The organism is Streptomyces shinuiensis (assembly GCF_043660855.1).
Classification (GTDB): Bacteria; Actinomycetota; Actinomycetes; order Streptomycetales; family Streptomycetaceae; genus Streptomyces.
This window is the reverse complement of the sequence record NZ_JBIHML010000001.1, coordinates 1,468,716-1,492,062: the sequence shown is the minus strand read 5'-3', so window position 1 is coordinate 1,492,062 and position 23,347 is coordinate 1,468,716. Positions and strand designations below refer to the sequence as shown.

At 73.3% G+C, this 23,347-nt stretch carries 21 protein-coding genes; 13 read left to right on the top strand and 8 right to left on the bottom strand.

Features of this window, described 5'->3' with window-relative positions; genetic code table 11:
- Positions 1-84: 84 nt before the first annotated feature.
- Positions 85-4,890: an ATP-dependent helicase gene (locus ACGRHY_RS06475; RefSeq protein WP_491630954.1), complete on the bottom strand. Its 4,806-nt coding sequence runs from the start codon at positions 4,888-4,890 to the stop codon at positions 85-87.
- Positions 4,891-4,971: 81 nt separating this feature from the next.
- Here ACGRHY_RS06475 and ACGRHY_RS06470 point away from each other — a divergent pair, with 81 nt between their 5' ends.
- The 6 genes from ACGRHY_RS06470 (at position 4,972) to recX (ending at position 9,153) form a co-directional block, all read left to right on the top strand.
- Positions 4,972-5,832: an AraC family transcriptional regulator gene (locus ACGRHY_RS06470; RefSeq protein WP_394634441.1), complete on the top strand. Its 861-nt coding sequence runs from the start codon at positions 4,972-4,974 to the stop codon at positions 5,830-5,832.
- 165 nt (positions 5,833-5,997) lie between these two features.
- Positions 5,998-6,672: an AzlC family ABC transporter permease gene (locus ACGRHY_RS06465; RefSeq protein WP_394637944.1), complete on the top strand. Its 675-nt coding sequence runs from the start codon at positions 5,998-6,000 to the stop codon at positions 6,670-6,672.
- A complete protein-coding gene (locus tag ACGRHY_RS06460; protein ID WP_394634440.1) occupies positions 6,669-6,986 on the top strand; it encodes an AzlD domain-containing protein in 318 nt (105 codons plus the stop codon). The genes ACGRHY_RS06465 and ACGRHY_RS06460 overlap by 4 nt, the downstream gene beginning before the upstream one ends.
- A gap of 76 nt (positions 6,987-7,062) precedes the next feature.
- On the top strand, positions 7,063-7,257 hold the full coding sequence (locus ACGRHY_RS06455) for a DUF3046 domain-containing protein (protein WP_093663386.1): 195 nt from the start codon (positions 7,063-7,065) through the stop codon (positions 7,255-7,257).
- A 237-nt stretch (positions 7,258-7,494) separates the two neighbouring features.
- Positions 7,495-8,625, top strand: coding sequence for a recombinase RecA (gene recA, locus ACGRHY_RS06450; protein WP_394634439.1), 1,131 nt, complete (start codon positions 7,495-7,497; stop codon positions 8,623-8,625).
- Between the two features lie 3 nt (positions 8,626-8,628).
- Positions 8,629-9,153 (top strand): recombination regulator RecX, encoded by a 525-nt coding sequence (gene recX, locus ACGRHY_RS06445; RefSeq protein ID WP_394634438.1) that lies wholly within the window; start codon positions 8,629-8,631, stop codon positions 9,151-9,153.
- A gap of 26 nt (positions 9,154-9,179) precedes the next feature.
- Here recX and ACGRHY_RS06440 read toward each other — a convergent pair whose 3' ends face one another.
- The 5 genes from ACGRHY_RS06440 to ACGRHY_RS06420 form a co-directional block, all read right to left on the bottom strand.
- Complete coding sequence (locus ACGRHY_RS06440; protein ID WP_394634437.1) at positions 9,180-10,745, bottom strand: FAD-dependent monooxygenase; 1,566 nt, start codon at positions 10,743-10,745, stop codon at positions 9,180-9,182.
- A gap of 173 nt (positions 10,746-10,918) precedes the next feature.
- A complete protein-coding gene (locus ACGRHY_RS06435) occupies positions 10,919-11,827 on the bottom strand; it encodes an amino acid ABC transporter permease (RefSeq protein WP_394634436.1) in 909 nt (302 codons plus the stop codon).
- Positions 11,824-12,501: an amino acid ABC transporter permease gene (locus ACGRHY_RS06430; protein WP_394634435.1), complete on the bottom strand. Its 678-nt coding sequence runs from the start codon at positions 12,499-12,501 to the stop codon at positions 11,824-11,826. Before ACGRHY_RS06430 ends, ACGRHY_RS06435 begins: the two co-directional genes overlap by 4 nt.
- A gap of 102 nt (positions 12,502-12,603) precedes the next feature.
- The gene (locus ACGRHY_RS06425; RefSeq protein WP_394637943.1) at positions 12,604-13,437 is read right to left on the bottom strand and encodes a glutamate ABC transporter substrate-binding protein; all 834 of its coding nucleotides are present in this window, start codon (positions 13,435-13,437) and stop codon (positions 12,604-12,606) included.
- A 53-nt stretch (positions 13,438-13,490) separates the two neighbouring features.
- Positions 13,491-14,267 (bottom strand): amino acid ABC transporter ATP-binding protein, encoded by a 777-nt coding sequence (locus tag ACGRHY_RS06420; protein WP_394634434.1) that lies wholly within the window; start codon positions 14,265-14,267, stop codon positions 13,491-13,493.
- A 278-nt stretch (positions 14,268-14,545) separates the two neighbouring features.
- Here ACGRHY_RS06420 and ACGRHY_RS06415 point away from each other — a divergent pair, with 278 nt between their 5' ends.
- A complete protein-coding gene (locus tag ACGRHY_RS06415) occupies positions 14,546-15,307 on the top strand; it encodes a response regulator transcription factor (protein WP_394634433.1) in 762 nt (253 codons plus the stop codon).
- A gap of 33 nt (positions 15,308-15,340) precedes the next feature.
- The gene (locus ACGRHY_RS06410; protein ID WP_394634432.1) at positions 15,341-16,768 is read left to right on the top strand and encodes a sensor histidine kinase; all 1,428 of its coding nucleotides are present in this window, start codon (positions 15,341-15,343) and stop codon (positions 16,766-16,768) included.
- Positions 16,769-16,840: 72 nt separating this feature from the next.
- Here the strand turns inward: ACGRHY_RS06410 and ACGRHY_RS06405 are convergent, their stop codons facing one another.
- Positions 16,841-17,830 carry a TAXI family TRAP transporter solute-binding subunit gene (locus ACGRHY_RS06405; protein ID WP_394634431.1) on the bottom strand — a complete coding sequence of 330 codons (990 nt, stop codon included), beginning with the start codon at positions 17,828-17,830 and terminating at the stop codon, positions 16,841-16,843.
- 77 nt (positions 17,831-17,907) lie between these two features.
- Here ACGRHY_RS06405 and miaB point away from each other — a divergent pair, with 77 nt between their 5' ends.
- Both miaB and ACGRHY_RS06395 read left to right on the top strand, forming a co-directional pair.
- The gene (miaB, locus tag ACGRHY_RS06400) at positions 17,908-19,395 is read left to right on the top strand and encodes a tRNA (N6-isopentenyl adenosine(37)-C2)-methylthiotransferase MiaB (RefSeq protein WP_394634430.1); all 1,488 of its coding nucleotides are present in this window, start codon (positions 17,908-17,910) and stop codon (positions 19,393-19,395) included.
- Between the two features lie 141 nt (positions 19,396-19,536).
- A complete protein-coding gene (locus ACGRHY_RS06395; RefSeq protein WP_394634429.1) occupies positions 19,537-20,244 on the top strand; it encodes a class III extradiol dioxygenase subunit B-like domain-containing protein in 708 nt (235 codons plus the stop codon).
- A 37-nt stretch (positions 20,245-20,281) separates the two neighbouring features.
- Here ACGRHY_RS06395 and ACGRHY_RS06390 read toward each other — a convergent pair whose 3' ends face one another.
- Positions 20,282-20,473, bottom strand: a complete 192-nt coding sequence (locus ACGRHY_RS06390) for a hypothetical protein (RefSeq protein ID WP_394634428.1) — start codon at positions 20,471-20,473, stop codon at positions 20,282-20,284.
- Positions 20,474-20,751: 278 nt separating this feature from the next.
- Between ACGRHY_RS06390 and miaA the strand changes: the two genes are divergently transcribed.
- The 3 genes from miaA (at position 20,752) to dapF (ending at position 23,250) form a co-directional block, all read left to right on the top strand.
- Positions 20,752-21,690 carry a tRNA (adenosine(37)-N6)-dimethylallyltransferase MiaA gene (gene miaA / locus ACGRHY_RS06385; protein WP_394634427.1) on the top strand — a complete coding sequence of 313 codons (939 nt, stop codon included), beginning with the start codon at positions 20,752-20,754 and terminating at the stop codon, positions 21,688-21,690.
- Between the two features lie 125 nt (positions 21,691-21,815).
- Entirely contained in the window at positions 21,816-22,307 is a 492-nt protein-coding gene (locus ACGRHY_RS06380; protein WP_394637942.1) for a hypothetical protein, read from the top strand.
- A gap of 40 nt (positions 22,308-22,347) precedes the next feature.
- Entirely contained in the window at positions 22,348-23,250 is a 903-nt protein-coding gene (dapF, locus tag ACGRHY_RS06375) for a diaminopimelate epimerase (RefSeq protein ID WP_394634426.1), read from the top strand.
- The last annotated feature ends 97 nt before the right edge of the window (positions 23,251-23,347 follow it).

Here is a 23,347-nt window from a genome sequence, read left to right as displayed (position 1 = left end):
TCGCTCTCGGCGTCCGCTTCTCGACCGCTTCCCGCCGTCTTCCGTCCCCGTGCGCCTCCCCGTGCACCGCGGGCCGTCACACCGTCATGCGCGCAGCCGCAGTCCGCGCGGAGTGGCGTGGAAGCCCGCGGCCTCCAGGGCGGCGCCGACGGGAGAGGTCAGGGCCGGGGAGCCGTTGACACGCTCCACGGTGAGTGTGCCCAGCATTCCGCGGTGCGCTGCCCCGGCCAGCGCCTCGGCCGCGGCGTTCAGCGACGGCCCCTCGGTCCGCCAGGCCAGCAGAGTTCTGCCGCCGCGCTCGAGGTAGAGGACGAGCTCGCCGTCGACCAGCACCACCAGGGAGCCCGCCTTGCGGCCCGGCTTGTGGGACGCGGCCGCCCTGTCCCGGCCCGATCCGCCGTCCCCCGTTGGAACCGCCGACGGAGGCTCGGGCCAGGGAAGGGCGGCGCCGTAGGCGTTGGCGGGGTCGGCGGCGGCGAGTACGGCGGTGCGCGGGCGGGCGCCCTCGGGCTTCTCCCGGGCCGTGCTGATCGCGCGCAACCGGTCCACCGCGCCGTCCACGGCGAACTGGGCGGCGCCCAGACCCTCCACCACATAGCCGCGGCGGGCCTGACCGCTCTCCTCGAAGGCCGACAGCACGCGGTAGGCGGCCGAGAAGCCGCCCTCGACCCCCTCGGCGGCGACCGCGCCCCGGGTGACCACGCCGTGCCGGTCCAGCAGGGTACGGGCCAGGGCGTGGGCCCGGTGGGTGGGACCGGTCTCCCGGTCGGGCAGCAGTGACCATCGGCCGGCGACCGTCGGAGGGCCGCCGCGGGATGCGGCGGGACGGCGCGGGGCACCGGTCGGCGCGGTGGGTGGCAGGGAGGTGAGGGAGCCGTACCGGCCGCGGGGGGTGCTCCGCCTGGCGCGGTGCGCCGTGGCCCCCGCGGTGCGGCCGGAACCGAGCAGGGCGCGCAGCGGGGCGAGGGTGTCGCCCGTGAGCCGCCCGGACCAGGCCAGATCCCATACGGTCTCGGCCAGCTCGGCGTCGGACGCCTCGTGCCCGTCGGCGCGCACCCGGTCGGCGATCTGCCGGAAGAACAGGCCGTAACCACCGGAGAGCGCGTCCAGGACCGCCCGGCGGAGCGGGGTGGGCTCCAGCGGGAGGGCGTCGGGCAGCAGCAGCGGGGCGGCGTCGGCTGGGTGGAGGCGGACCCAGCCGTCCTTGCCCGGCAGCGCGCCCGCGCCCGCCCAGAGGACCTCTCCGGCGGCGGTGAGCTCGTCCAGCATGGCCGGGCGGTAGTCGGCCACCCGGGACGGCAGGACCAGCCTCTCCAGAGCGGAGGCGGGCACGGGGGCGCCCTGGAGCTGTTCGACGGCGCGCAGCAGCCCGTCGATGCCGCGCAGCCCGCCGGCCCCCAGATGCTGCCACTGGGGCAGGAACGCGGCGAGCGAGGCGGGCGGCACCGGCTCCAGCTCCTGGCGCAGCGCGGCCAGGGAGCGGCGGCGCAGCCGCCGCAGCACACCTGTGTCGCACCACTCCTGCTCGATTCCCGAGGGATGGAACTCGCCCTGGACCACCCGGCCGGCCGACGCCAGCCGGTGCAGCGCGCCGTCGGCGACCGCGGTGCCCAGACCGAATCGCCCGGCGGCCCGCGCGGTGGTGAACGGCCCGTGGGTGCGGGCGTACCGGGCCAGCAGGTCGCCCAGCGGATCGGCCACGGGCTCGGTGAAGGCCTCGGGCACGCCGACGGGCAGCGCCGCGCCCAGCGCGTCCCGCAGCCGCCCGGCGTCCTCGATCGCCGCCCAGTGCTCCCGGCCCGCGATACGGACGCGGATGGCGCGGCGGGCGTGCTCCAGCTCCCGCGCCCACTGCGGCTCGGCGCCCCGCTCGGCCAGCTCCTCGCCGGTGAGCGGGCCCAGCAGGCGCAGTACGTCGGCGACGCCCTCGGCGTCCTTGACCCGGGAAACTCCGCCGACCCCGCCTCCGGCGCCCTCGCCGGGGAGCCACTGCAGTTCGCGCTCCAGCTCGGCCAGCACCTCGGGGTCGAGCAGCTCGCGCAGCTCGGCCCGGCCCAGCAGCTCGGCCAGCAGCCGGGAGTCCAGCGACAGCGCGGCGGCGCGGCGCTCGGCGAGAGGGGAGTCGCCCTCGTACAGGTACTGGGCGACGTATCCGAACAGCAGGGAGCGGGCGAACGGGGACGGCTCGGGTGTGGTGACCTCCACCAGGCGCACCCGGCGCGACTCCACATCGCCCATCAGCTCGGCCAGCCCGGGCACGTCGAAGACGTCCTGGAGGCACTCGCGCACCGCCTCCAGGACGATTGGGAACGATCCGAACTCACTGGCGACCTGGAGTAGTTGGGCAGCCCGCTGGCGCTGCTGCCACAGCGGGGTGCGCCGGCCGGGGTCGCGGCGGGGCAGCAGCAGGGCGCGGGCGGCGCACTCGCGGAAGCGGGAGGCGAACAGGGCCGAGCCGCCGACCTGGTCGGTGACGGTCCGCTCCACCTCGTCCCGGTCGAACAGGACGTCGGCGGCGCCGACGGGGGGCTGGTCGGGGTCGTGGTCCGGGACGTTCGCGGGACCCCGGTCCGGAGCCGTACCGAAGTCCTCGCCGAGGTCGAAGCCCATCAGGTCCGTGTCGGGCAACCGCAGCACGATGCCGTCGTCGGCGTGCATCACCTGGGCGTCCATGCCGAACCGCTCGCCCAGCCGCGCTCCCAGCGCCAGTGCCCAGGGCGCGTGCACCTGGGCCCCGAAGGGGGAGTGGATCACGATCCGCCAGTCGCCCAGCTCGTCGCGGAAGCGCTCCACGACGATCGTGCGGTCGTCGGGGACGTGTCCGCATGCCTGCCGCTGCTCGTCCAGGTAGGCCAGGACGTTGTCCACGGCCCACTCGTCCAGTCCGGCCGCCGCCAGCCGCTCCCGGGCGGCCTCCGGGGCCAGTCCGCCGATCTCGCGCAGGAACACTCCCAGTGCGCGGCCCAGTTCCAGCGGGCGGCCCAGTTGGTCGCCCTTCCAGAACGGCAGCCGCCCGGGGACGCCGGGGGCGGGGGTGACCAGGACGCGGTCGCGCGTGATGTCCTCGATGCGCCAGCTGGTCGTGCCCAGGGTGAACACATCGCCCACCCGCGACTCGTAGACCATCTCCTCGTCCAGCTCGCCCACCCGTCGCCCGCCGCCGCCCCGCGTCGAAGCGCCTCGCGCTGCTGCGCCGGACGGACCGCCCCCCTTCTTCGAATCGGAGCCGGCGAGGAAGACGCCGAACAGTCCGCGGTCGGGGATCGTCCCGCCGGAGGTGACCGCCAGCCGCTGGGCACCCGGACGCCCGGCGACGGTGTGGGCGACGCGGTCCCACACCAGGCGGGGGCGCAGCTCGGCGAAGGCATCGGACGGGTAGCGCCCGGCGAGCATGTCCAGCACGGCGGTGTACGCCGACTCCGGCAGCGAGGCGAAGGGGGCGGCGCGCCGTACGACCGCGAGCAGCTCGTCGACGTCCCAGGTGTCCACGGCGGTCATGGCGACGATCTGCTGCGCCAGCACGTCCAGCGGGTTGGACGGGACGCGCAGGGCCTCGATGGCGCCCTCGCGCATCCGCTCGATGACCACCGCGGACTGCACCAGATCCCCCCGGTACTTGGGGAAGACCACCCCGGCCGAGACCGCGCCCACCTGGTGCCCGGCGCGGCCCACCCGCTGCAGCCCGGAGGCGACCGAGGGCGGGGACTCCACCTGTACCACCAGATCCACCGCGCCCATGTCGATGCCCAGCTCCAGGCTGGAGGTGGCCACCACCGCCGGCAGGCGGCCGGCCTTCAGGTCCTCCTCGACCTGGGAGCGCTGCTCCTTGGAGACCGAGCCGTGGTGGGCGCGGGCCAGCACCGGGGGAGCGCCCCCGGCGGCTCCCGAGCCCCCCATCAGTTCCGCGGGCGAGCGCCCCTCGGGGACGGGCTCGCCGGTGGCCCGCTCGTAGGCGATCTCGTTGAGCCGGTTGCACAGCCGCTCGGCCAGGCGCCGGGAGTTGGCGAAGACGATGGTGGAGCGGTGGGCCTGGACGAGGTCGGCGATGCGTTCCTCCACCGACGGCCAGATGGAGGGCCGGTCCCCCTGGCCACCGGGGCCCTCCCCGCCCGTGTCCCGCACCGTCGAGCCGCCCAGCTCGCCCATGTCCGGCACGGGCACCACGACCGACAGGTCGAACTCCTTGCCCGCGGGCGGCTGCACGACGTGCGCGCCGCGCCGGGGCGAGAGGAAGCGCGCCACCTCGTCCACCGGCCGCACCGTCGCCGACAGCCCGATGCGGCGGGCCGGGCGGTCCAGCAGCTCGTCCAGGCGCTCCAGGGAGAGCGCCAGATGGGCGCCGCGCTTCGTTCCGGCCACGGCGTGCACCTCGTCCAGGATCACCGTCTCCACTCCGCGCAGGGCCCCGCGGGCGGCTGAGGTGAGCATCAGGAACAGCGACTCGGGCGTGGTGATCAGGATGTCCGGAGGGTGCCGGATCAGCGTGCGGCGTTCGGCGGCCGGGGTGTCGCCGGACCGGACGCCGACGCGGATGTCGGGCTCGGGAAGCCCGAGCCGCAACGACTCCTGGCGGATGCCGGTCAGCGGGCTGCGCAGGTTGCGCTCGACGTCCACCGCCAGGGCCTTCAGCGGTGAGACGTACAGCACACGGCAGCGGCGGACCGGATCGGCGGGAGGCGGCGTGGCGGCCAGCCGGTCCAGGGAGGCGAGGAAGGCGGCCAGTGTCTTCCCGGAGCCGGTCGGTGCGACGACCAGGACGTCGCGTTCCTCGGCGATCGCCCGCCAGGCACCCTCCTGGGCGGCGGTGGGGGCCTGGAACGCCCCCGTGAACCACGAGCGGGTCGCGGGGGAGAAGGCATCGAGAGCCGGTGACCGGTCCATGGCCTCCATCGTGCACCCCTTCACCGACAACCCCGCACCGGCCGTTCCGGCGCCGGCGCCCCGGCGGGAACTTCGTACGGGCCCCGCACAATGGGACGCATGGGCACGGAGGAGTGGGCACGGCACTGGCGGTACGACCGGCTGCCGGACACGGATCTGCTGCGCGCCCGCTACATAAGGCACACGTTCCCCAGGCACGCCCATGACGGCTACGTACTCGCAGCCGTCACCGGTGGCGTGGAGGAGGTCGGGCTGCCGCGTGGTGCGGAGCGGGCCGGCGCCGGGGCCGTCGTCATGATCAACCCGGAGGTGGCGCACACCGCGCGCGCCGGGGTCCCCGAGGGCTGGGCGTACGCCACGCTCTACCCCTCCTCCCGCACGGTCGCGGCCATCGCCGCCGGGACGACGGCCATCCGGGGCACCGTGGGGTTCGCCGACTCCGTCGTGCACGATCCGGAGGCCGCACGCCTGATCACCGAGGTGCACCGGGCCGCGGAGCAGGGCAACGCCCTGGCCGCCGACACCCTGCTGCGGGTCGCCGTCACCCGGCTGCTGTGCCGCAACGGCGCCGCGCTCCCCGAGCGTACGGTGCGCACGGCGGGCGCGTGGAAGGCGGCGCGCGCCCGCGAGCTCCTCCTGGAGCGGATGACGGACCCACCCACTTTGGAGGTGCTCGCCGCAGAGCTGGGGACGAGCCCGTTCTCGCTGCTGCGGGCCTTCCGCGAGCGGTACGGCATGCCGCCGCACGCCTGGCTGACCAGTGCCCGGGTCCGCCGCGCCCGCCGGCTGCTGGAGGAGGGGGCGCCGCCCGCCGAGGCGGCCGTCGCCGCAGGCTTCACCGACCAGCCGCACCTGGGGCGGCACTTCCGCCGGATCGTCGGCGTGCCGCCCGGTGCCTACCAGCGCGAACGCGCAAGAACGTACAAGACCGGGCAGGAGGACCGCGCCTAGCGTCGTGCCGTGCCCGAGACGAACCGGACGACCCAGGCCCCTCAGGTCTGCCAGACCCCCCGGTCCCTCCCTGCCCGGGGAGCAGGGAGGGACGCGTCCACCGCGCCGCCCTCGGCCGGCTCCCCCGGCGGCTCCCCCGGCGGCTCCCCCGGCGGCGACAGGGCCGTGGTTCGCGACGCCCTCGGAGTCGGCATCGCCGTGGGCCTGTCCGGGTTCGCCTTCGGGGTCACCTCCGCCGGAGCCGGGCTGAGCCTCGCGCAGACCTGCGCGCTCAGCCTGCTGGTCTTCACCGGTGCCTCGCAGTTCGCCCTGGTCGGCGCGCTCGCCGCGGGCGGCGGTCCGCTCACCGCCGCGGCCGGGGCCTTCTTCCTCGGCACCCGCAACGCCTTCTACGGGCTGCGGCTGTCCTCGCTGTTGCGACTGCCGTGCGCGGTGCGGCCGGCGGCCGCCCACCTGGTCATCGACGAGACCTCCCTGGTCGCCCTCGCCCAGCGGGACCGGCGTGCGGCGCGGATCGGGTTCACCGTCACCGGCGTCACCCTCTACCTGCTGTGGAACCTCACCACACTGCTCGGCGCGCTGGGTGCCGCCGCGCTCGGCGACACCGCCGCCTGGGGACTGGACGCGGCGGGTCCGGCCGTCTTCCTGGCGCTGCTGGCGCCCATGCTGCGCACGGCGGCCGAGCGCGCCACGGCCGGGCTCGCGGTGCTGCTGGGGCTGGGTCTCCTGCCGGTCCTCCCGGCCGGGGTCCCGGTGCTGGTGGCGGCACTCGCCGCGCCGCTGGTGCTGCTGGCGCGGGGGCGGCGGGCCGGAGGACGGGACGTAGGGGAGGGCCGATGAGTCCGGCGGGCGTGTGGATCGCGATCGGGGCGACGGCCGTCGGCTGCTACCTCGTCAAGCTGCTCGGCCTGTCGGTACCGGCCGGTGCGCTGGAGCGTCCGCTGGTGCGGAGGCTGGCGGCCCTGCTGCCCGTGGCGCTGCTGGCGGCGCTCACCGCGCAGCAGACCTTCGGCGGCGAGGGCGGTGCACTGGTGGCCGACGCACGCGCGGGAGGTCTCGCCGCGGCGGCGGTCGCGCTGGTGCTGCGCGCGCCTTTCCTGGTGGTGGTCGCCGCCGCCGTCCTGGTCACCGCGGGGCTGCGGGCCCTGGGGTAGGCGGGGGCAGGCGCTCCGTCCGCCCGGCTTCTCCCCGGCCGGCAGGGGAGGAGCCGGGCGGGCCGATACTGGGTGTATGCGTTTGACGGTCTTCTGGGAGCGGATGGCGGCCCACTTCGGTGAGGCGTACGCCGACTCCTTCGCACGCGATCACGTGATGTCCGAACTGGGCGGCCGGACGGTCCACGAGGCCCTGGAGGCGGGGTGGGGGGCGAAGGAGGTCTGGCGCGCGGTCTGCGTGGCCGTGGACGTGCCCGCCGAGCTGAGGTGAGCTCCGGAGCGGGCGCGCACTGCCCGGCGGCCGACCGCGTGCAGCGCCCCTGAGCTGCTGGTTCTCCGGGGTCTGCCGGTTTTCCACAGGGACACGGAGCGACTTGACACAAAAATCGAACAGCTATTCTCATGGATGGGCCGGGCTGCTGGGAACGGTGTCCGGGCCGATTGTCAGTGGCAGGCGCTAGCGTCTTCTGATGTGAAGCGATCGACTCAAGCGAACCGGGTGGCACCCATGGCAGGAAACGACCGCGAGAAGGCGCTCGACGCCGCGCTCGCACAGATTGAACGGCAGTTCGGCAAGGGCGCGGTGATGCGCCTGGGCGAGCGGCCGAACGAGCCCGTCGAGGTGATCCCGACCGGGTCGACCGCTCTGGACGTCGCCCTGGGCGTGGGGGGCCTGCCGCGGGGCCGGGTGGTGGAGGTCTACGGACCGGAGTCCTCCGGCAAGACCACCCTGACCCTGCACGCGGTGGCCAACGCCCAGCGGATGGGCGGCACGGTCGCCTTCGTGGACGCCGAGCACGCGCTGGACCCGGAGTACGCCAAGCGGCTCGGGGTGGACGTGGACTCCCTGATCCTGTCCCAGCCCGACAACGGCGAGCAGGCGCTGGAGATCACCGACATGCTCATCCGTTCCGGGGCGCTGGACCTGATCGTGATCGACTCGGTGGCCGCGCTGGTGCCGCGCGCGGAGATCGAGGGCGAGATGGGCGACTCGCACGTGGGTCTGCAGGCCCGGCTGATGAGCCAGGCGCTGCGCAAGATCACCGGCGCGCTCAGCCAGTCCAAGACCACCGCCATCTTCATCAACCAGCTCCGCGAGAAGGTCGGGGTGATGTTCGGTTCGCCGGAGACGACCACCGGTGGCCGGGCGCTGAAGTTCTACGCCTCGGTGCGGCTGGACATCCGCCGGATCGAGACGCTCAAGGACGGCACGGAGGCGGTGGGCAACCGCACCCGGGTGAAGGTGGTCAAGAACAAGGTGGCTCCGCCGTTCAAGCAGGCGGAGTTCGACATCCTCTACGGGGTGGGGATCAGCCGGGAGGGCGGGCTGATCGACATGGGGGTGGAGCACGGCTTCATCCGCAAGTCGGGCGCCTGGTACACCTACGAGGGCGACCAGCTCGGGCAGGGCAAGGAGAACGCCCGCAACTTCCTGCGCGACAACCCCGATCTGGCCGACGAGATCGAGAAGAAGATCAAGGAGAAGCTCGGCATCGGCCCGAAGGCCGAAGCCCCCGTGGGCGAGCCGGGCGCGGACGCGGCCGGAGCCGAGGCCGCCCCGGCCGCGGCGGCGAAGACGGTGCCCACACCGGCGACGCGCGCCAAGGCGGTCAAGAGCACCGCAGCGGCCAAGAGCTGAGCCGTGGCGGGACGTCAGGGGGAGCCACCGGCAGACCCGGAGGAGCGGGCGCGGGCGATCTGCCTGCGTCTGCTCACCGGAACGCCGCGCACTCGCGGGCAACTCGCCGAGGCACTGCGCAGGCGGGAGATCCCCGAGGACGTCGCCGAGTCGGTGCTCTCCCGGCTGGAGGATGTCGGGCTGATCGACGACGCGGCGTTCGCCGACGCCTGGGTGGAGTCCCGCCATCACGGCCGGGGCCTCGCCCGCCGGGCCCTCGCCCGGGAACTGCGGCACAAGGGCGTGGATTCCGAACTGATCGACCATGCGGTGGAGCAGTTGGACCAGGAGCAGGAGGAACAGACCGCCCGAGCTCTGGTGGAGCGCAAACTGCGCGCCACCAGGGGGCTGGAGCGCGACAGGCGGTTGCGTCGACTCGCCGGGATGCTGGCGCGCAAGGGCTACCCCGAGGGGCTCGCCCTCCGGGTGGTGCGGGAGGCACTGGAGGGGGAGGACGTGGATGAGTACCCCCTGTACGGCGGGGACTGAGCCGCGCGTACCGATCGGCGGCGGCATCACGGATCCGCTGTGGTCGCCTCCACGGCCAGGGCGCCGCGTACCGCCTCGACGCAGGCGCGCAGTTCGCCGGTCCGGGCGCCGGGCAGCGCGGTCACCAGATGCCCGTCCGGGCGGATCACCAGGGCGGTGTGTGCGACCGCGCCCGGATAGCTCTCGGCCACCAGCAGCTCAGCGGGCACCGGCAGCCGCTGCACCACGGCGGCCAGTTCCGGCATCAGCCCGGCCGACAGCCAGTGGCGGCTGTCCCACACATGCGTGCCGGGTGCGACCAGCAGTACCAGCAGATCGCCGCCCAGCCGCTCCCACAGACGTCCTCGCGTCCCGTCCAGGGCCGTCACCGGCACATCCTGCACAGGTGACCCCGGCTCGGTCCCGACTGTGAGCGATCCGGGAACGGTGTCCTGTCCCGGTGCCAGCGGCGAACGTCCGTGGCACGGGGGCGCACCCAGCGGTCCCCGGCCCAGGTGCCCGTCCGTCAGCAGATCCAGGTGCCCCCGTGAGGCGCCGGACAGCAGAGTGCGCAGTCCCCCACCCCCACGCACCAACGGCAGTGCCTGGTCGAGGGCGCGCAGCCGGTCCCCCACCGCGCCGCGGCGCTCGGCCTCGTAGCTGTCGAGCAGCTCCCCGGGCGCTTGGCCATGGAGGCACAGCGTCAGCTTCCAGGCCAGATTGGCCGTATCCCGCAGTCCCTCGTCGACCGGCTGGGTGCCCAGCGCCCCCAGCAGATGCGCCGCGTCCCCGGCCAGGAAGGCCCGGCCCGAGCGCCAGTGCCGCGCCAGCCGCTGGTGTGCGATGTGTACACCGGTGTCGAGCAGTTCGTAGGGAGGCGGAGCCTCTTCGCACCATGCGGCCAGAGTGTCGCGTATCCGGGCCAGCAGCGCGTCCGGGGTGACCAGATCGCCGCGCGGCGGCAGCAGCCAGTCCAGCCGCCACACACCGTTCGGCAGCGGACGCGCCACCACCTCGCTCTCACCGCCGGGCACGTCGCGGTGCAGCAGCGCCTCGCCGTCCCAGGGCAGTTCCACCCGCACAGCAGCCACCGCGTGCCGCTCGACTGAGGTACGCCCGGGGAAGCGGATTCCCAGCAGCTTGCGCACCGTGGAACGGGCACCGTCGCAGCCCACCAGATAACTGCCCCGCCACCAGGCGCCGGCGGAGCCGGGGGCGCCGCGGGCGTGCGCCGACACCCCCCGCTCGTCCTGCTCCAGCTCGTCCAGGCGGGCACCGGTGACGATCTCGGCCAGCGGTTCCCGCCTCAGTGCGGCCCGCATGCCCCGCTCCAGCGCGTACTGCTGTATGTGCACCGGCGAGGTCCGGGTGTCCAACTCGACCCGCCGCGCCGGCTGCCGCCGCCGCTCGGTGCGCCACGCCGCCCACCGGGCGCCGCCCAGCGTGGCCGCGTACGCAGCCGTGTCCGGCCGCAGGACGCAGGTGCGGGCCGTGCGCTGCTCCACCTCGCCGTCACCGCCGTCCAGCACCACCGACGGCACACCGTGGCGCGAGAGCGCCAGCGCCAGCGCCAGCCCGACAGGTCCCGCGCCGACGACGATCACCGGGTCCACGACGGACGGCCCTCGCAGTTCTCACGGTCCGGGGAGGGGAGAGGGGTTGGAGCCGATGGAGCCCGGTACACGATCACACATCGTATGCAACCCACTGCCTGTGCCCCCGTCAAGCGACGGGGGCACAGGCAGTGGGTGTGCGGCGGGCGCGGAAGGCGGGGAGTGGCGCGCGGCTACTTCCGGGCGTGGGGCTCGACGTGGGGCTCGTCGAACTCCATCTCCGTGTCGCCGCCGCCGTGCAGCACGGCTCCGGTGGACCGCTTGCCGCGCCGCAGCCGTCCCTCCAGCCAGCTCGCGAAGCTGGTGAGCAGGAAGTTCAGCACGATGAAGATCAGCGCGATCACGGTGAAGGCCGCGATGGTGTTGGCGCCGTAGTTGGCTGTGATCACCCGCACCTGGCTGAGGAGCTCCATGTAGCCCAGCAGCGCGCCGCCCAGTGCGGTGTCCTTGACGATCACCACGAGCTGGCTGACCAGCGCAGGCAGCATCGCAGTGACCGCCTGCGGCAGCAGCACGTAGAACATGATCTGGCCCTTGCGCATGCCGATGGCCTTGGCCGCGTCCGTCTGGCCCGAGGGCAGCGACAGGATGCCCGCCCGCACGATCTCGGCGATCACCGAGGCGTTGTAGAGCACCAGGCCCGTCACCACGGCGTACAGCGGGCGCACATCGGAGGAGAGGCCAGTGAACTGCGCGTACGCCGCGTTGGCGAAGAACATCATCAGCAGCACCGGGATGGCGCGGAAGAACTCCACCACGGCGCCGGCGGGGACACGGACCCACCGGTGGTCCGACAGCCGGGCCAGGCCGAACAGCGCACCCAGCGGAAGCGCGATGACGATCGACAGGGCCGCTGCCTTGAGGGTGTTGAGCAGGCCGGGGATCAGGTACGTCGTCCACACCCGGCCGTCGGCGACGAACGGCTCCCACTTCGCCGCCTCGAGCTGGTTCTTGTCGGCCATGGTGTCCAGCGCCCACCACAGGGCGAGGGCGAGGAGAAGCAGGAACACCACGGAGTAGAGGATGTTGCGCGCCTTGGCCCGCGGGCCCGGTGCGTCGTACAGAACGGAGAGATTGCTCATCGCTTCACCGCCACGCGCTTGCTGACCCAGCCCAGCAGCATGCCGGTCGGGAGAGTCAGGACAACGAACCCGAAGGCGAACATCGCTGAGACCAGGAAGATGGCGTCGCTCTCGTACTCGATCATCGTCTTCATCAGCGCCGCGGCCTCCGCCACCCCGATGGCGGCCGCCACCGTGGTGTTCTTGGTCAGGGCGATCAGCACGTTCGCCAGGGGCGCCACGACGGAGCGGAACGCCTGCGGGAGGACGATGAGGAACAGCACCTGGAGGAAGCTCAGCCCCAGGGCGCGCGCCGCCTCGGCCTGCCCGACGGGCACCGTATTGATGCCCGAGCGCAGCGCCTCGCACACGAAGGTGGCGTGGTACGCGATCAGTCCGAGCACGGCGAGCCTGAAGCCGATCACCTCGAAGTCGCTGCCACCGGCAAGTGTGATCCCCAGTGTCTGGAAGAGCCCCAGCGAGGCGGCCAGGATGATGACCGTCAGCGGGGTGTTCCGTACGACGTTGACGTAGGCGGTGCCGAAGGCGCGCATCAGCGGCACCGGGCTGACCCGCATGGCGGCCAGGACCGTTCCCCACACCAGGGAGCCGATCGCCGAATAAACGGTGAGCTGCACCGTCACCCAGAAGGCTCCGAGCACGTCGTACTGCCCGGAATCAAGAAAGTCGAACACGTTCTCCCGCGCTCTCGCCTCGTCGGATGGCGTCTCGTCGGACACCGTCGGAGGTGCGGTGTGCCGCTGCCCGCGGACGGCGGCGGCACACCGCGGACGGCGTCAGTTCGTCTCGGTGATCTCCGGGGCGGGCTCGTACTCGTAGTTGGCCGGGCCGAAGTGCTTCTTCGCGGCCTCTTCCCAGGCGCCCTCGTCGACCATCTTCTTGAGGGCGTCGTTGATCTGCTTGCGAAGCTCGGTGTCGCCCTTCTTCAGCCCGATGCCGTACGGCTCGTCACTGAGGTTGAGGCCGGTGAGCTTGAACTTGCCCTGGTGCTCCTTCTGCGCCGCGTAGCCGGCCAGGATGGAGTCGTCGGTGGTCAGGGCGTCGACGGCCTCGTTCTCCAGACCGGTCAGGCACTCCGAGTAACCGCCGTAGTTGATCAGGTTGGCCTTCGGGGCGAAGTCCTTCTTGACGTTCTGCGCCGAGGTGGAGCCGGTGACCGAGCAGAGCTTCATCTCGCTGCTGTCGAGGTCGTCCTCGCCCCGGACGGTGTCGTCGTCGTTCCTCACCAGCAGATCCTGGTGGGCGAGGAAGTACGGGCCGGCGAAGCTCACCCGCTCCTTGCGCTCGTCGTTGATCGTGTAGGTGGCGGCGACGAACTTCACATCACCATTGACGATCATGTTCTCACGCTCGGCGCTGGGAGCCTGCTTCCAGACGATGTCCTTCTCGTCGTAGCCCAGCTCCTTGGCGACGTACTTGGCCACGTCCACGTCGAAGCCGGTGTACTCGCCGTCCTGGGTCTTCAGGCCCAGACCCGGCTGGTCGAACTTGATGCCAATGTTGATCTTGTCACCGTTGGAGCCGCTGTCACCACCGCCGCCGCACGCGGTGGCGGTCAGGGCGAGGACGACGGCGGTGGCGGCCACGAGGCCGGGCTTGCGGAGAGTCATGGTGAACATCCCTGGAGTCGTATCGTGCAAAGGTCCGCTGAGCCGTTGCCGGATCAGTGGTGGAGGATCTTCGACAGGAAGTCCTTGGCGCGGTCGCTGCGCGGGTTGCTGAAGAACTGGTCGGGAGTGGCCTCCTCGACGATCCGCCCGTCGGCCATGAAGACCACCCGGTTCGCGGCGGAGCGGGCGAAACCCATCTCATGGGTGACGACGACCATCGTCATGCCGCCCTGCGCGAGCTGCTGCATGACCTCCAGGACCTCGTTGATCATCTCGGGGTCGAGCGCGGAGGTCGGCTCGTCGAAGAGCATCACCTTCGGGTCCATGGCCAGCGCGCGGGCGATGGCCACGCGCTGCTGCTGGCCGCCGGAGAGCTGAGCGGGGTACTTGTCGGCCTGGTTGGCCACGCCCACCCGGTCGAGCAGGGAGCGGGCCTTCTCCTGTGCCGCCTGCTTGTCGACGCGACGGACCTTGAGCTGGCCCAGCATGACGTTCTCCAGCACCGTCTTGTGCGCGAAGAGGTTGAACGACTGGAAGACCATGCCGACATCGGCGCGGAGCCGGGCCAGTTCCCTGCCCTCGGCGGGCAGCGGCCTGCCGTCGATCAGGATCGTCCCGGAGTCGATCGTCTCCAGGCGGTTGATGGTGCGGCACAGCGTGGACTTCCCGGACCCCGAGGGTCCGATGACGACGACGACCTCGCCCCGCGCAATGGTCAGGTCGATGTCCTGAAGGACGTGCAGGGCACCGAAGTGCTTGTTGACATTGTCCAGGACGACCAGGTTCTCCGCCGTCGGTGCGGCGTCCTTGGTCACCGATACATCGCTCATCGGCGTCATTCGCTCCGTCCTCGTCGGTTGAGGGGACCTTAGTGACCGCCGTTGAGCAGCGTCATCCGATCTGAGCTGAACTTGAGCATAACGATTCAGCCGCAAAGGGACTTATCGCCCGAAAGGTTCACCGGTCGGTGTATCGGCTGCTTAACGTGGGGGTTCGTGCGGACGGCGGCCCGCCGGGTCTTGACGCGCCGGGCCGGATCGGAGTGGATGGCTGCCACACCCAAAGGGCCCGGGGAGACACACGGGGGAACACCGGGAGAGGAGGGGCCATGAGACTGCTGCTCGTCGAGGACGACGACCGCGTGGCCGCGGCGCTGTCCGCCGTACTCGCCCGGCACGGCTTCGACGTGGTGCACGCCCGCGGAGGCGAGGAGGCCCTGCGGCACCTGCTCCCGGACGGTGCCGCGCCGCCCTTCGACGTGGTGCTGCTCGACCTCGGCCTGCCCGACGTCGACGGTTTCGAGGTGTGCGGCCGCATCCGCCGGCTGACCAGTACCCCGGTGATCATGGTCACGGCACGGGCCGATGTGCGCTCCCGTGTCCACGGCCTCAACCTCGGCGCCGACGACTACGTGGTCAAGCCGTACGACACCGCCGAGCTCCTCGCCCGGATCCACGCCGTCGGCCGCCGCACCGCCTCCACCGCCGTCGCCGCCCCGGCCGGCGCACCGGGCGACCCCGGCGCCGACCGGGCCGCGGGCGGGGAGGCCGGGGGCGCCCGGGGAGCGGGGAGCGGGGAGCTGAACCTCGGGCCGCTGACCATCGAGACCGACACCCGCCGGGTCACGGTGCACGGCGAGGCGGTCTCCCTGACCCGCAAGGAGTTCGACCTGCTCGCGCTGCTCGCCCAGCGTCCCGGTGTCGTCTTCCGCCGCGAGCAGATCATCAGCGAGGTCTGGCGCACCAACTGGCAGGGCACCGGCCGCACCCTGGAGGTGCACGTCGCCTCGCTCCGCTCCAAGCTGGGCCTGCCCGCCCTGATCGAGACGGTGCGCGGAGTCGGCTACCGGCTCGTCGCCCCCACCGGCTGAGGCCGGGACCGGGACGAGAGCAAACCGCCCGCCGTGCGCACACGTCTCCTCGCCCTCCTCATCGCCCTGATGGCCGGCGTCCTGCTCGCCCTCGGTTTCCCGCTCGCCGCGAGCATGGCCGCCGCCGAGCAGCAGCACGTCGTCGTCGACCGCATCGACGACACCGCGCGCTTCGCCTCCCTGGCGCAGTACGTCACCACCCGCCCCCCGGCCCGCAGCCCCACCACCGCCGAGGCCCGCCAGCAGGACGAGCGGCTGGCCACCCTGCGGGACGAACTCAGCCGCTACCACGATCTTTACGGCATCAGGGCCGGCGTCTTCTACCGCGACGGCAGCCCGATGGCCGCGGCCCCGGTGACCTGGCGGCCCCCGGGTGAGGGGGAGGGTGCCGCGGCCTTCGCCGAGGCACTGGCCGGGCGCCGCAGCCACGACCCGTCCCAGGTGTGGCCCTGGCAGGACGGCCGGATCGCGGTCGCCTCACCGGTCGTCCGCGACGGCGACGTAGTCGCCGTCGTCCTCACCGACTCCCCCACCGGGCCGATGCGCTCGCGCATCCTGCACGGCTGGCTGCCGCTGGCCGCCGGGGAGGCGGCCGCCATGCTCGTCGCCGTCGCCTTCGCAGTCCGGCTGACCGGCTGGGTACTCAAACCGGTGCGCGTACTGGACAAGGCCAGCCACGACATAGCCACCGGACGGCTGGCCTCCCGGGTGGCCGCCCTGAGCGGACCGCCGGAACTCCAGCGCCTGGCGCGGTCCTTCAACGAGATGGCCGACCATGTCGAGACCGTCCTGGAGCAGCAGCGCGCCTTCGTCGCCGACGCCTCCCACCAACTGCGCAATCCGCTGGCGGCCCTGCTGCTGCGCATCGACCTGCTGGCCCTGGAACTGCCCGAGGGAAACGAGGAGATCGCCTCGGTACGGGCCGAGGGCAAGCGGCTGGCCCGGGTGCTCGACGACCTCCTCGACCTCGCACTGGCCGAGCACACACCAGCCGACCTGCGACTGACCGACATCGCCGCGCTCGCCGCCGAACGCGTCGCCGCCTGGCGTCCGGTCGCCGACCGCGAGGGGGTGGAGCTGCGCGCGGCCGGGCAGGGTGCGGTGACCGGCTGGGCCGACCCGGTCGCGCTCTCCAGCGCGCTGGACGCGGTCGTGGACAACGCGGTGAAGTTCACCCCCGCCGGGGAGCCGGTCACGGTCGCCGTCACCGCGGGCGGCGGGCGGGTGACCATCGAGGTCGCCGACCACGGGCCCGGCCTCACCGAGGACGAGCTGAACCGGATCGGGGACCGCTTCTGGCGCAGCGGCCGCCACCAGAACGTCTCCGGCTCCGGCCTGGGCCTGTCCATCTCCCGCGCGCTGCTCGCCGCGGGCGGGGCGGAGATCTCCTTCGCCCGCAACGAGCCGCACGGCCTGCGCGTGGTGATCGGCCTGCCGCGGGACGCGCCGGACGCGGGGTGAGGCTCCGAGGGGGCTGCGGCCGCGGGCGCCGACACCACCGTGCGGCCCGCCGGCGCCCGTACCTGGGCCGGCTCAGGACTTCACGGAGCGGTAGTAGTGCTCGGCGCCCCGGTGCAGCGGGAGCGGATGGGTGTAGATGGCCGTGCGCAGGTCGACCCTCTGCGCGGCGTGGACCGCGCGGCCGATGCGGTCCCGGCTGTTTATCACCGAGCGGGTTATCCCCTCGGTCAGTGCGGCGTCCGTGCCGTCCATGGTGACCAGCAGGTTCGCCACCGCGATCGTCTCGACGGCCTTGCTGTCCCGGACGGCGGGATAGGCGTCGGAGGGCATCAGGGCCGCCCGGTAGGAGCGGGTCTGCGGTTCCTGGGCGTGCAGCACCGGCACCAGGTCGCCCAGCGGGACGAGGCGGATCTCCGTGGCCTCCGCGAGATCCTCGATCGCGCCGGTCGGCAGCCCGCCCGACCAGAAGAAGGCGTCCAGCTCCTCACGGATCAGCAGTTCCGGCATCCGGTCGATGCCCTGGAGCACCGGCTGGATGTCCTTGTCCGGGTCCAGGCCGGCGGCCTTCAGCAGCCGGCCCGCGATCAGGTTGACACCGGAGCGCCCCTGCCCGAGCCCGACCCGCAGCCCCTTCAGGTCCTCGGCGGCGCGCACCGACGAGTCGGCCGGGACGACGAGCTGTATGTAGTCGTCGTACAGCCGGGCGCAGGCCCGCAGCCGGTCGGCGTCCTTTCCGCCGGAGTTGACGTAGGCGGCGACCGCGTCGGCCGCGGCGATGGTGAAGGACGCCTGGCCGGAGACCAGCCGCTCTATGTTCTGCACCGATCCCTGGCTGGGCACGAGGGTCACGTCCACCTCGGGCAGGTCGCGGCTCAGCTGCTCCTTCAGCAGCTCCCCGTAGCGTTCGTAGACCCCGCCCCGGGCGCCGGTGGTGAAGACGACCTGGCCGCTGGGCGCCGGGCCGCCGCCGGGCAGCAGCCACCACAGCAGCAGCGCGAGCACGGCGCCCGCGGCCGCGGCGGCCGCCAGCGGCCGCGGGCGCCGTATGCGCGGTGAGACCATGGCCTCGATCCTGCCAGGACCGGTACGCGGAAGGGAGAGGCGGGGTGGGGGCGGGAGCACGTACCCTGTCGACTGAGATGAGTGCGAAGACTTACCAGGTGCGCACCTACGGGTGCCAGATGAACGTCCACGACTCCGAGCGCCTGTCGGGCCTGCTGGAGGACGCGGGCTATGTCCGGGCTCCGGGGGACGCCGACGACGCCGACGTGGTCGTCTTCAACACCTGCGCGGTGCGGGAGAACGCCGACAACAAGCTGTACGGCAACCTCGGCCACCTCGCCCCGAGGAAGGCGTCCCGGCCGGGCATGCAGATCGCGGTCGGCGGTTGCCTGGCGCAGAAGGACCGCGACACCATCGTGCGGCGCGCACCCTGGGTCGACGTGGTCTTCGGCACCCACAACATCGGCAGTCTGCCGGTGCTGCTGGAGCGCGCCCGCGTCCGGCAGGAGGCGCAGGTCGAGATCGCCGAGTCGCTGGAGGCGTTCCCCTCCACACTGCCGACCCGGCGCGAGAGCGCGTACGCGGCCTGGGTCTCCATCTCGGTCGGCTGCAACAACACCTGCACGTTCTGCATCGTCCCCGCGCTGCGCGGCAAGGAGAAGGACCGCCGGCCCGGCGACATCCTGGCCGAGGTCGAGGCGCTGGTCGCCGAGGGCGTCACCGAGATCACCCTGCTGGGGCAGAACGTCAACGCCTACGGGTCCGACATCGGCGACCGCGAGGCGTTCTCCAAGCTGCTGCGCGCCTGCGGGAAGGTCGAGGGTCTGGAGCGGGTCCGCTTCACCTCTCCCCACCCGCGCGACTTCACCGACGACGTCATCGCCGCCATGGCCGGGACGGAGAACGTGATGCCGCAGCTGCACATGCCGCTGCAGTCCGGCTCCGACCGCGTGCTGAAGGCGATGCGCCGCTCCTACCGGCAGGAGCGCTTCCTGGGCATCATCGAGAAGGTCCGGGCCGCGATCCCCGACGCCGCGATCTCCACCGACATCATCGTGGGCTTCCCCGGAGAGACCGAGGAGGACTTCGAGCAGACCCTCCACGTCGTCCGTGAGGCCCGCTTCGCGCAGGCGTTCACCTTCCAGTACTCCAAGCGCCCCGGCACCCCGGCCGCCGGGATGGACGGGCAGATCCCCAAGGAGGTCGTGCAGGCGCGTTACGAGCGCCTGGTGGCCCTCCAGGAGGAGATCTCCTGGGCGGAGAACAAGAGGCAGGTCGGGCGGACACTGGAGGTCATGGTCGCGGAGGGCGAGGGCCGCAAGGACGGTGCCACCCGCCGGCTGTCCGGACGCGCCCCCGACAACCGTCTGGTCCACTTCACCCGTCCCGACGAGGACGTACCACGCCCGGGGGACATGGCGACCGTCGAGGTCACCTACGCCGCCCCGCACCACCTGCTGGCCGAGGGCGCGGTGCTGGGCGTGCGGCGCACCCGTGCGGGGGACGCCTGGGAGCGGCGCAACGCCGCGCCCGAGACCGGATCGCAGGGCGTGATGCTCGGGCTGCCGACCGTCGGCGTCCCCGAGCCGCTGCCCGCCGCGCCGGGCGGCTGCACCGCCCGCTGACACACCCGTCCTCCGGAGCGCACAGGCGCGCGGGCCCGGTGTGCATGTGCCGACCGTGCGCCGGGTGTGCGCTGGTCAGGCGTGTGCGGACCCCTTGTGCGCCCGACCGTGGGGAGGGCGTACGGCGGTAGGCTGCGCGCCATGCTTGTCGCCGCCGCCGTATGCCCCTGTCCGCCGCTGCTGGTGCCCGAGGTGGCGGGGGGTGCCGCCCATGAGGCGGACGAAGCCCGAGCCGCCTGCTACGACGCGGTCGCCGTCCTGGCGGCCGCGCGCCCCGACCGGCTCGTCGTCGTCGGCACCGCCGATCCGGCGGGCCGGGGCAGGCACCCGCAGGGCGCCACCGGCTCCTTCCGCCCCTTCGGAGTCGATCTGGAGGTCCGGCTGGGCGAGGGCCCGCCCGCGGGGCATCGGTTGCCGCCGTCCCTGGCCGTGGGCGCCTGGCTGCTGGAGCGCACGGGCTGGAGCGCGGTGCCCGTGGAGGGGCTCGGAGTGGGGGAGCCGCTGCCGAAGGAGCGCTGCGCGGAGACCGGGCGGGAGCTGGCCGCCTCGGCGGAGCGCGTCGCGCTGCTGGTCATGGGCGACGGCAGCGCCTGCCGGACGATCAAGGCCCCCGGCTACTTCGACGAGCGCGCCACCGCCTTCGACGCGGACGCGGCCCGGGCACTGGGCGCCGCCGACCCCACCGGGCTGCTGGCCCTCGACGAGGAGCTGGCCTATGAGCTGAAGGCGTCGGGCCGGGCCTGCTGGCAGGTGCTGGCCGGCGCGGCCGAGGGCGCGGGGCTCCAGGGGCGGCTGCTGTACGACCGGGCGCCGTACGGTGTCGGCTACCTGGTGGCGAGCTGGTCGTAGGCCGATCCGCCCGTCGCACGGCGGGGGCGGCGGCCGCTCAGGCGGCGGGGCCGGAGGCGTCCCCCTTCTCGTCCCTCTCACGCGTCATCCGCTCCCGCGCCTCCCGGATCTTCGCGTCGCGGGTTCCGGTACGGCGCCGGTGCCTGCCCCCGGTCCCGCCGCCGGACGTCTCCCCGGCCTTCCCGCCGTGCCGGCCGACCATGCCCTTGACCCTGTCCATGATGCCCATGGCGGTCACTCCGTTCTCTCGCGCCCTGCCGGTGACTCCCGCTCTGCGCCGGAGCCCGCGGCCCCGCCCGCGGACCGCCGTGAATGGCGCGAATGTCCGTATATGTACCCCAGACCTTACTCGCGCGATCGGAGTTCCGCGCCTCACGGAGCGGTGCGCCGGCCCGCGGCCGGGCACCCGGAGCGCGGGCCGGCGCACCGCGAGGGAAGACGGCTGCGGACGTGTGGCGCCGTGTAACCCGTTCGGATTTCCCTCCGTGTGTTTGCGAGACTTGGGCCGTGAGAAGCTCACTTCCCAGCCCTCGTGTCATCGCCGTGGTCGGACCCACCGCGGCCGGAAAGTCCGACCTGGGCGTCGCCCTCGCCCGGCATCTCGGCGGCGAGGTGATCAACGCCGACTCCATGCAGCTCTACCGGGGCATGGACATCGGCACCGCCAAGCTGACGCAGGAGGAGCGCCAGGGCGTTCCGCACCGCCTTCTGGACGTCTGGGACGTGACGGTCACCGCCAGCGTCGCCGAGTACCAGCGCCTGGCCCGCGCCGAGATCGACCGCCTGCTCGCCCGGGGACGGACCCCCGTGCTCGTGGGCGGGTCCGGGCTGTACGTGCGCGGAGCCGTCGACGCCCTGGAGTTCCCCGGCACCGATCCGGCCGTGCGGGCCCGGCTGGAGGCCGAGCTGGCCGAGTCCGGCTCCGGGGCGCTGCACGCCCGGCTCGCCGCCGTCGATCCCGAGGCGGCCCGCGCGATCCTGCCCGGCAACGGCCGCCGGATCGTCCGCGCCCTGGAGGTCGTCGAGATCACCGGCCGCCCCTTCACCGCCAACCTCCCCGGCCCCGACCCCGTCTACGACACCCTTCAGATCGGAGTCGACGTAGGGCGCCCCGAACTCGACGAGCGGATCGCCCGGCGGGTGGACCGGATGTGGGAGGCAGGGCTGGTCGAGGAGGTGCGCGAGCTGGAGCGCGCCGGACTGCGCGAGGGCCGTACGGCCTCACGGGCCCTGGGCTACCAGCAGATCCTGGCCGCCCTGGCCGGTGAGTGCACCGAGGACGAGGCGCGCGCCGAGACCGTACGCGCCACCAAGCGCTTCGCGCGGCGCCAGGACTCCTGGTTCCGCCGCGACCCGCGTGTCCACTGGCTCAGCGGCGCGGCGGACGATCGCGGCGAACTCCCCGCGAGGGCACTGGTCCTCCTCGAACGAGCGGTCACAGCCTGATCACGTGATGGCATCGGGACGCCCAGCGGACGCTGGACGGCCGTCCTGGCGTGCCATCATCGAGCATCGGCGAGCATCGACCGTCGATTGAGCCGCAGAGCCGGGAGTTGGGAGGGCACGTGGCGATGGAGGCCGGCGCCCGCAACAGCGACGAACCGGTCGTCGGACGGTTCCGCGCCGACGGCTTGGCGGACGACGGTCCGAAGGATCCGCACGGTGCGGCCTCTCTGGAGGACGTGGACGGCCCCGAGGCGCTGGAGGAGACGACCGCCGGGGGGGACGAGTCCTACGGCGAACTCCGCCCGCCCCGCAAGCTGCGGCTGTGGCAGCTCGCCCCGATCGTGGGCCTGGGCGCGGCCGGCTCGCTGATGTTCGCCTTCCCGCTCGCCTTCGGGCTCGGCGAGGGCGGAGCGGTGGTCGCCATGCTCGGGTTGCTCCTCAGTTGCTGCGCCGCCGGCTGGGGCATGATGGCCGCCCGCCGCGTCGGCCTCACCTGGCCGGGTCTGCCGGCGCGCGGGTCCGGAGAGCGCCCCGACTGGCGCCTGGTCGCCCTGTACGCGCTGATCGCAGGCACCCTCGTGGCACTGGCCGTCTGGCGCGTCGCCCGGCTCCGCTAGTCCGCCGGCCCGGCCGGTGGCCGGACCCCGCCCCCGTACGATGGGCACCGTGAACAGCGCAGCAGGGGCCGCAGGCACGCCCGTGCCGTTCCTCAAGGGGCACGGCACCGAGAACGACTTCGTGATCATCCCCGACCCGGACGGGACGCTGGACCCGCCCGCCGCTGCCGTGGCCCGGCTGTGCGACCGGCGGGCCGGGATCGGCGGGGACGGCCTGCTGCGGGCGGTGCGCTCCGCGGCCCACCCCGAGGCGCGCTCGATGGCCGGCGAGGCCGAGTGGTTCATGGACTACCGCAACGCCGACGGCAGTGTCGCGGAGATGTGCGGCAACGGCGTACGGGTCTTCGCGCGCTACCTCCAGCGCGCCGGGCTGGCCGGGGCCGGCGACCTCGCCGTCGCCACCCGGGCCGGTGTTCGCCGGGTGCGCCTGGCCGAGGACGGCGGCGTCACCGTCCACATGGGCGCCGCCGAGCTGCCCGGCGGCACGGAGGCGGGCGTCACCGTCACGGTGGGGGAGCGCAGCTGGCCCGCGCTCCACGTCGACATGGGCAACCCGCACGCCGTCGCCTTCGTCGGCGACCTCGCCCACGCCGGCGACCTGCTCACCGCCCCGGCCGTGGCGCCGGCCGCCGCCTACCCCGAGGGCGTCAACGTCGAGTTCGCCGTCGGCCGGGGACCGCGCCACGTGGCCCTGCGCGTGCACGAGCGCGGTTCCGGCGAGACCCGCTCCTGCGGTACGGGCGCCTGCGCGGTCATGGTCGCCGCCGCCCGCCGCGACGGCGCGGACCCGGCCGCGGACGGTGCTCCGGTCACCTACACCGTCGACGTCCCCGGCGGGCGGCTGGTGATCACCGAACACCCGGACGGCGGTATCGAGATGACCGGCCCCGCCGTGATCGTCGCCGAGGGCACGATCGACCCCGGCCTGTTCGCCGTTTCCTGAGGGCGACCGCTCGAACGGGTGATCCCGGCCACTGCGGACGGGAGGCGGCACGCGGCGTGTGGGAGGCTCGGTAGGATCAAGCCCCCCGACGCAGTGG

Bases quoted from the DNA above. Each gene is read 5' to 3' on its own strand.
- ACGRHY_RS06380 (WP_394637942.1), top strand. From the start codon at position 21,816: ATGGAGGCCGGCGCCCGCAACAGCGACGAACCGGTCGTCGGACGGTTC.
- ACGRHY_RS06390 (WP_394634428.1), bottom strand. From the start codon at position 20,473: ATGGGCATCATGGACAGGGTCAAGGGCATGGTCGGCCGGCACGGCGGG.
- ACGRHY_RS06425 (WP_394637943.1), bottom strand. From the start codon at position 13,437: ATGACTCTCCGCAAGCCCGGCCTCGTGGCCGCCACCGCCGTCGTCCTC.
- ACGRHY_RS06405 (WP_394634431.1), bottom strand. From the start codon at position 17,830: ATGGTCTCACCGCGCATACGGCGCCCGCGGCCGCTGGCGGCCGCCGCG.
- miaB (WP_394634430.1), top strand. From the start codon at position 17,908: ATGAGTGCGAAGACTTACCAGGTGCGCACCTACGGGTGCCAGATGAAC.
- ACGRHY_RS06475 (WP_491630954.1), bottom strand. From the start codon at position 4,890: ATGGAGGCCATGGACCGGTCACCGGCTCTCGATGCCTTCTCCCCCGCG.
- ACGRHY_RS06435 (WP_394634436.1), bottom strand. From the start codon at position 11,827: ATGAGCAATCTCTCCGTTCTGTACGACGCACCGGGCCCGCGGGCCAAG.
- ACGRHY_RS06395 (WP_394634429.1), top strand. From the start codon at position 19,537: ATGCTTGTCGCCGCCGCCGTATGCCCCTGTCCGCCGCTGCTGGTGCCC.
- ACGRHY_RS06420 (WP_394634434.1), bottom strand. From the start codon at position 14,267: ATGAGCGATGTATCGGTGACCAAGGACGCCGCACCGACGGCGGAGAAC.
- dapF (WP_394634426.1), top strand. From the start codon at position 22,348: ATGGGCACCGTGAACAGCGCAGCAGGGGCCGCAGGCACGCCCGTGCCG.
- ACGRHY_RS06455 (WP_093663386.1), top strand. From the start codon at position 7,063: ATGCGTTTGACGGTCTTCTGGGAGCGGATGGCGGCCCACTTCGGTGAG.
- ACGRHY_RS06415 (WP_394634433.1), top strand. From the start codon at position 14,546: ATGAGACTGCTGCTCGTCGAGGACGACGACCGCGTGGCCGCGGCGCTG.
- ACGRHY_RS06470 (WP_394634441.1), top strand. From the start codon at position 4,972: ATGGGACGCATGGGCACGGAGGAGTGGGCACGGCACTGGCGGTACGAC.
- ACGRHY_RS06460 (WP_394634440.1), top strand. From the start codon at position 6,669: ATGAGTCCGGCGGGCGTGTGGATCGCGATCGGGGCGACGGCCGTCGGC.
- recA (WP_394634439.1), top strand. From the start codon at position 7,495: ATGGCAGGAAACGACCGCGAGAAGGCGCTCGACGCCGCGCTCGCACAG.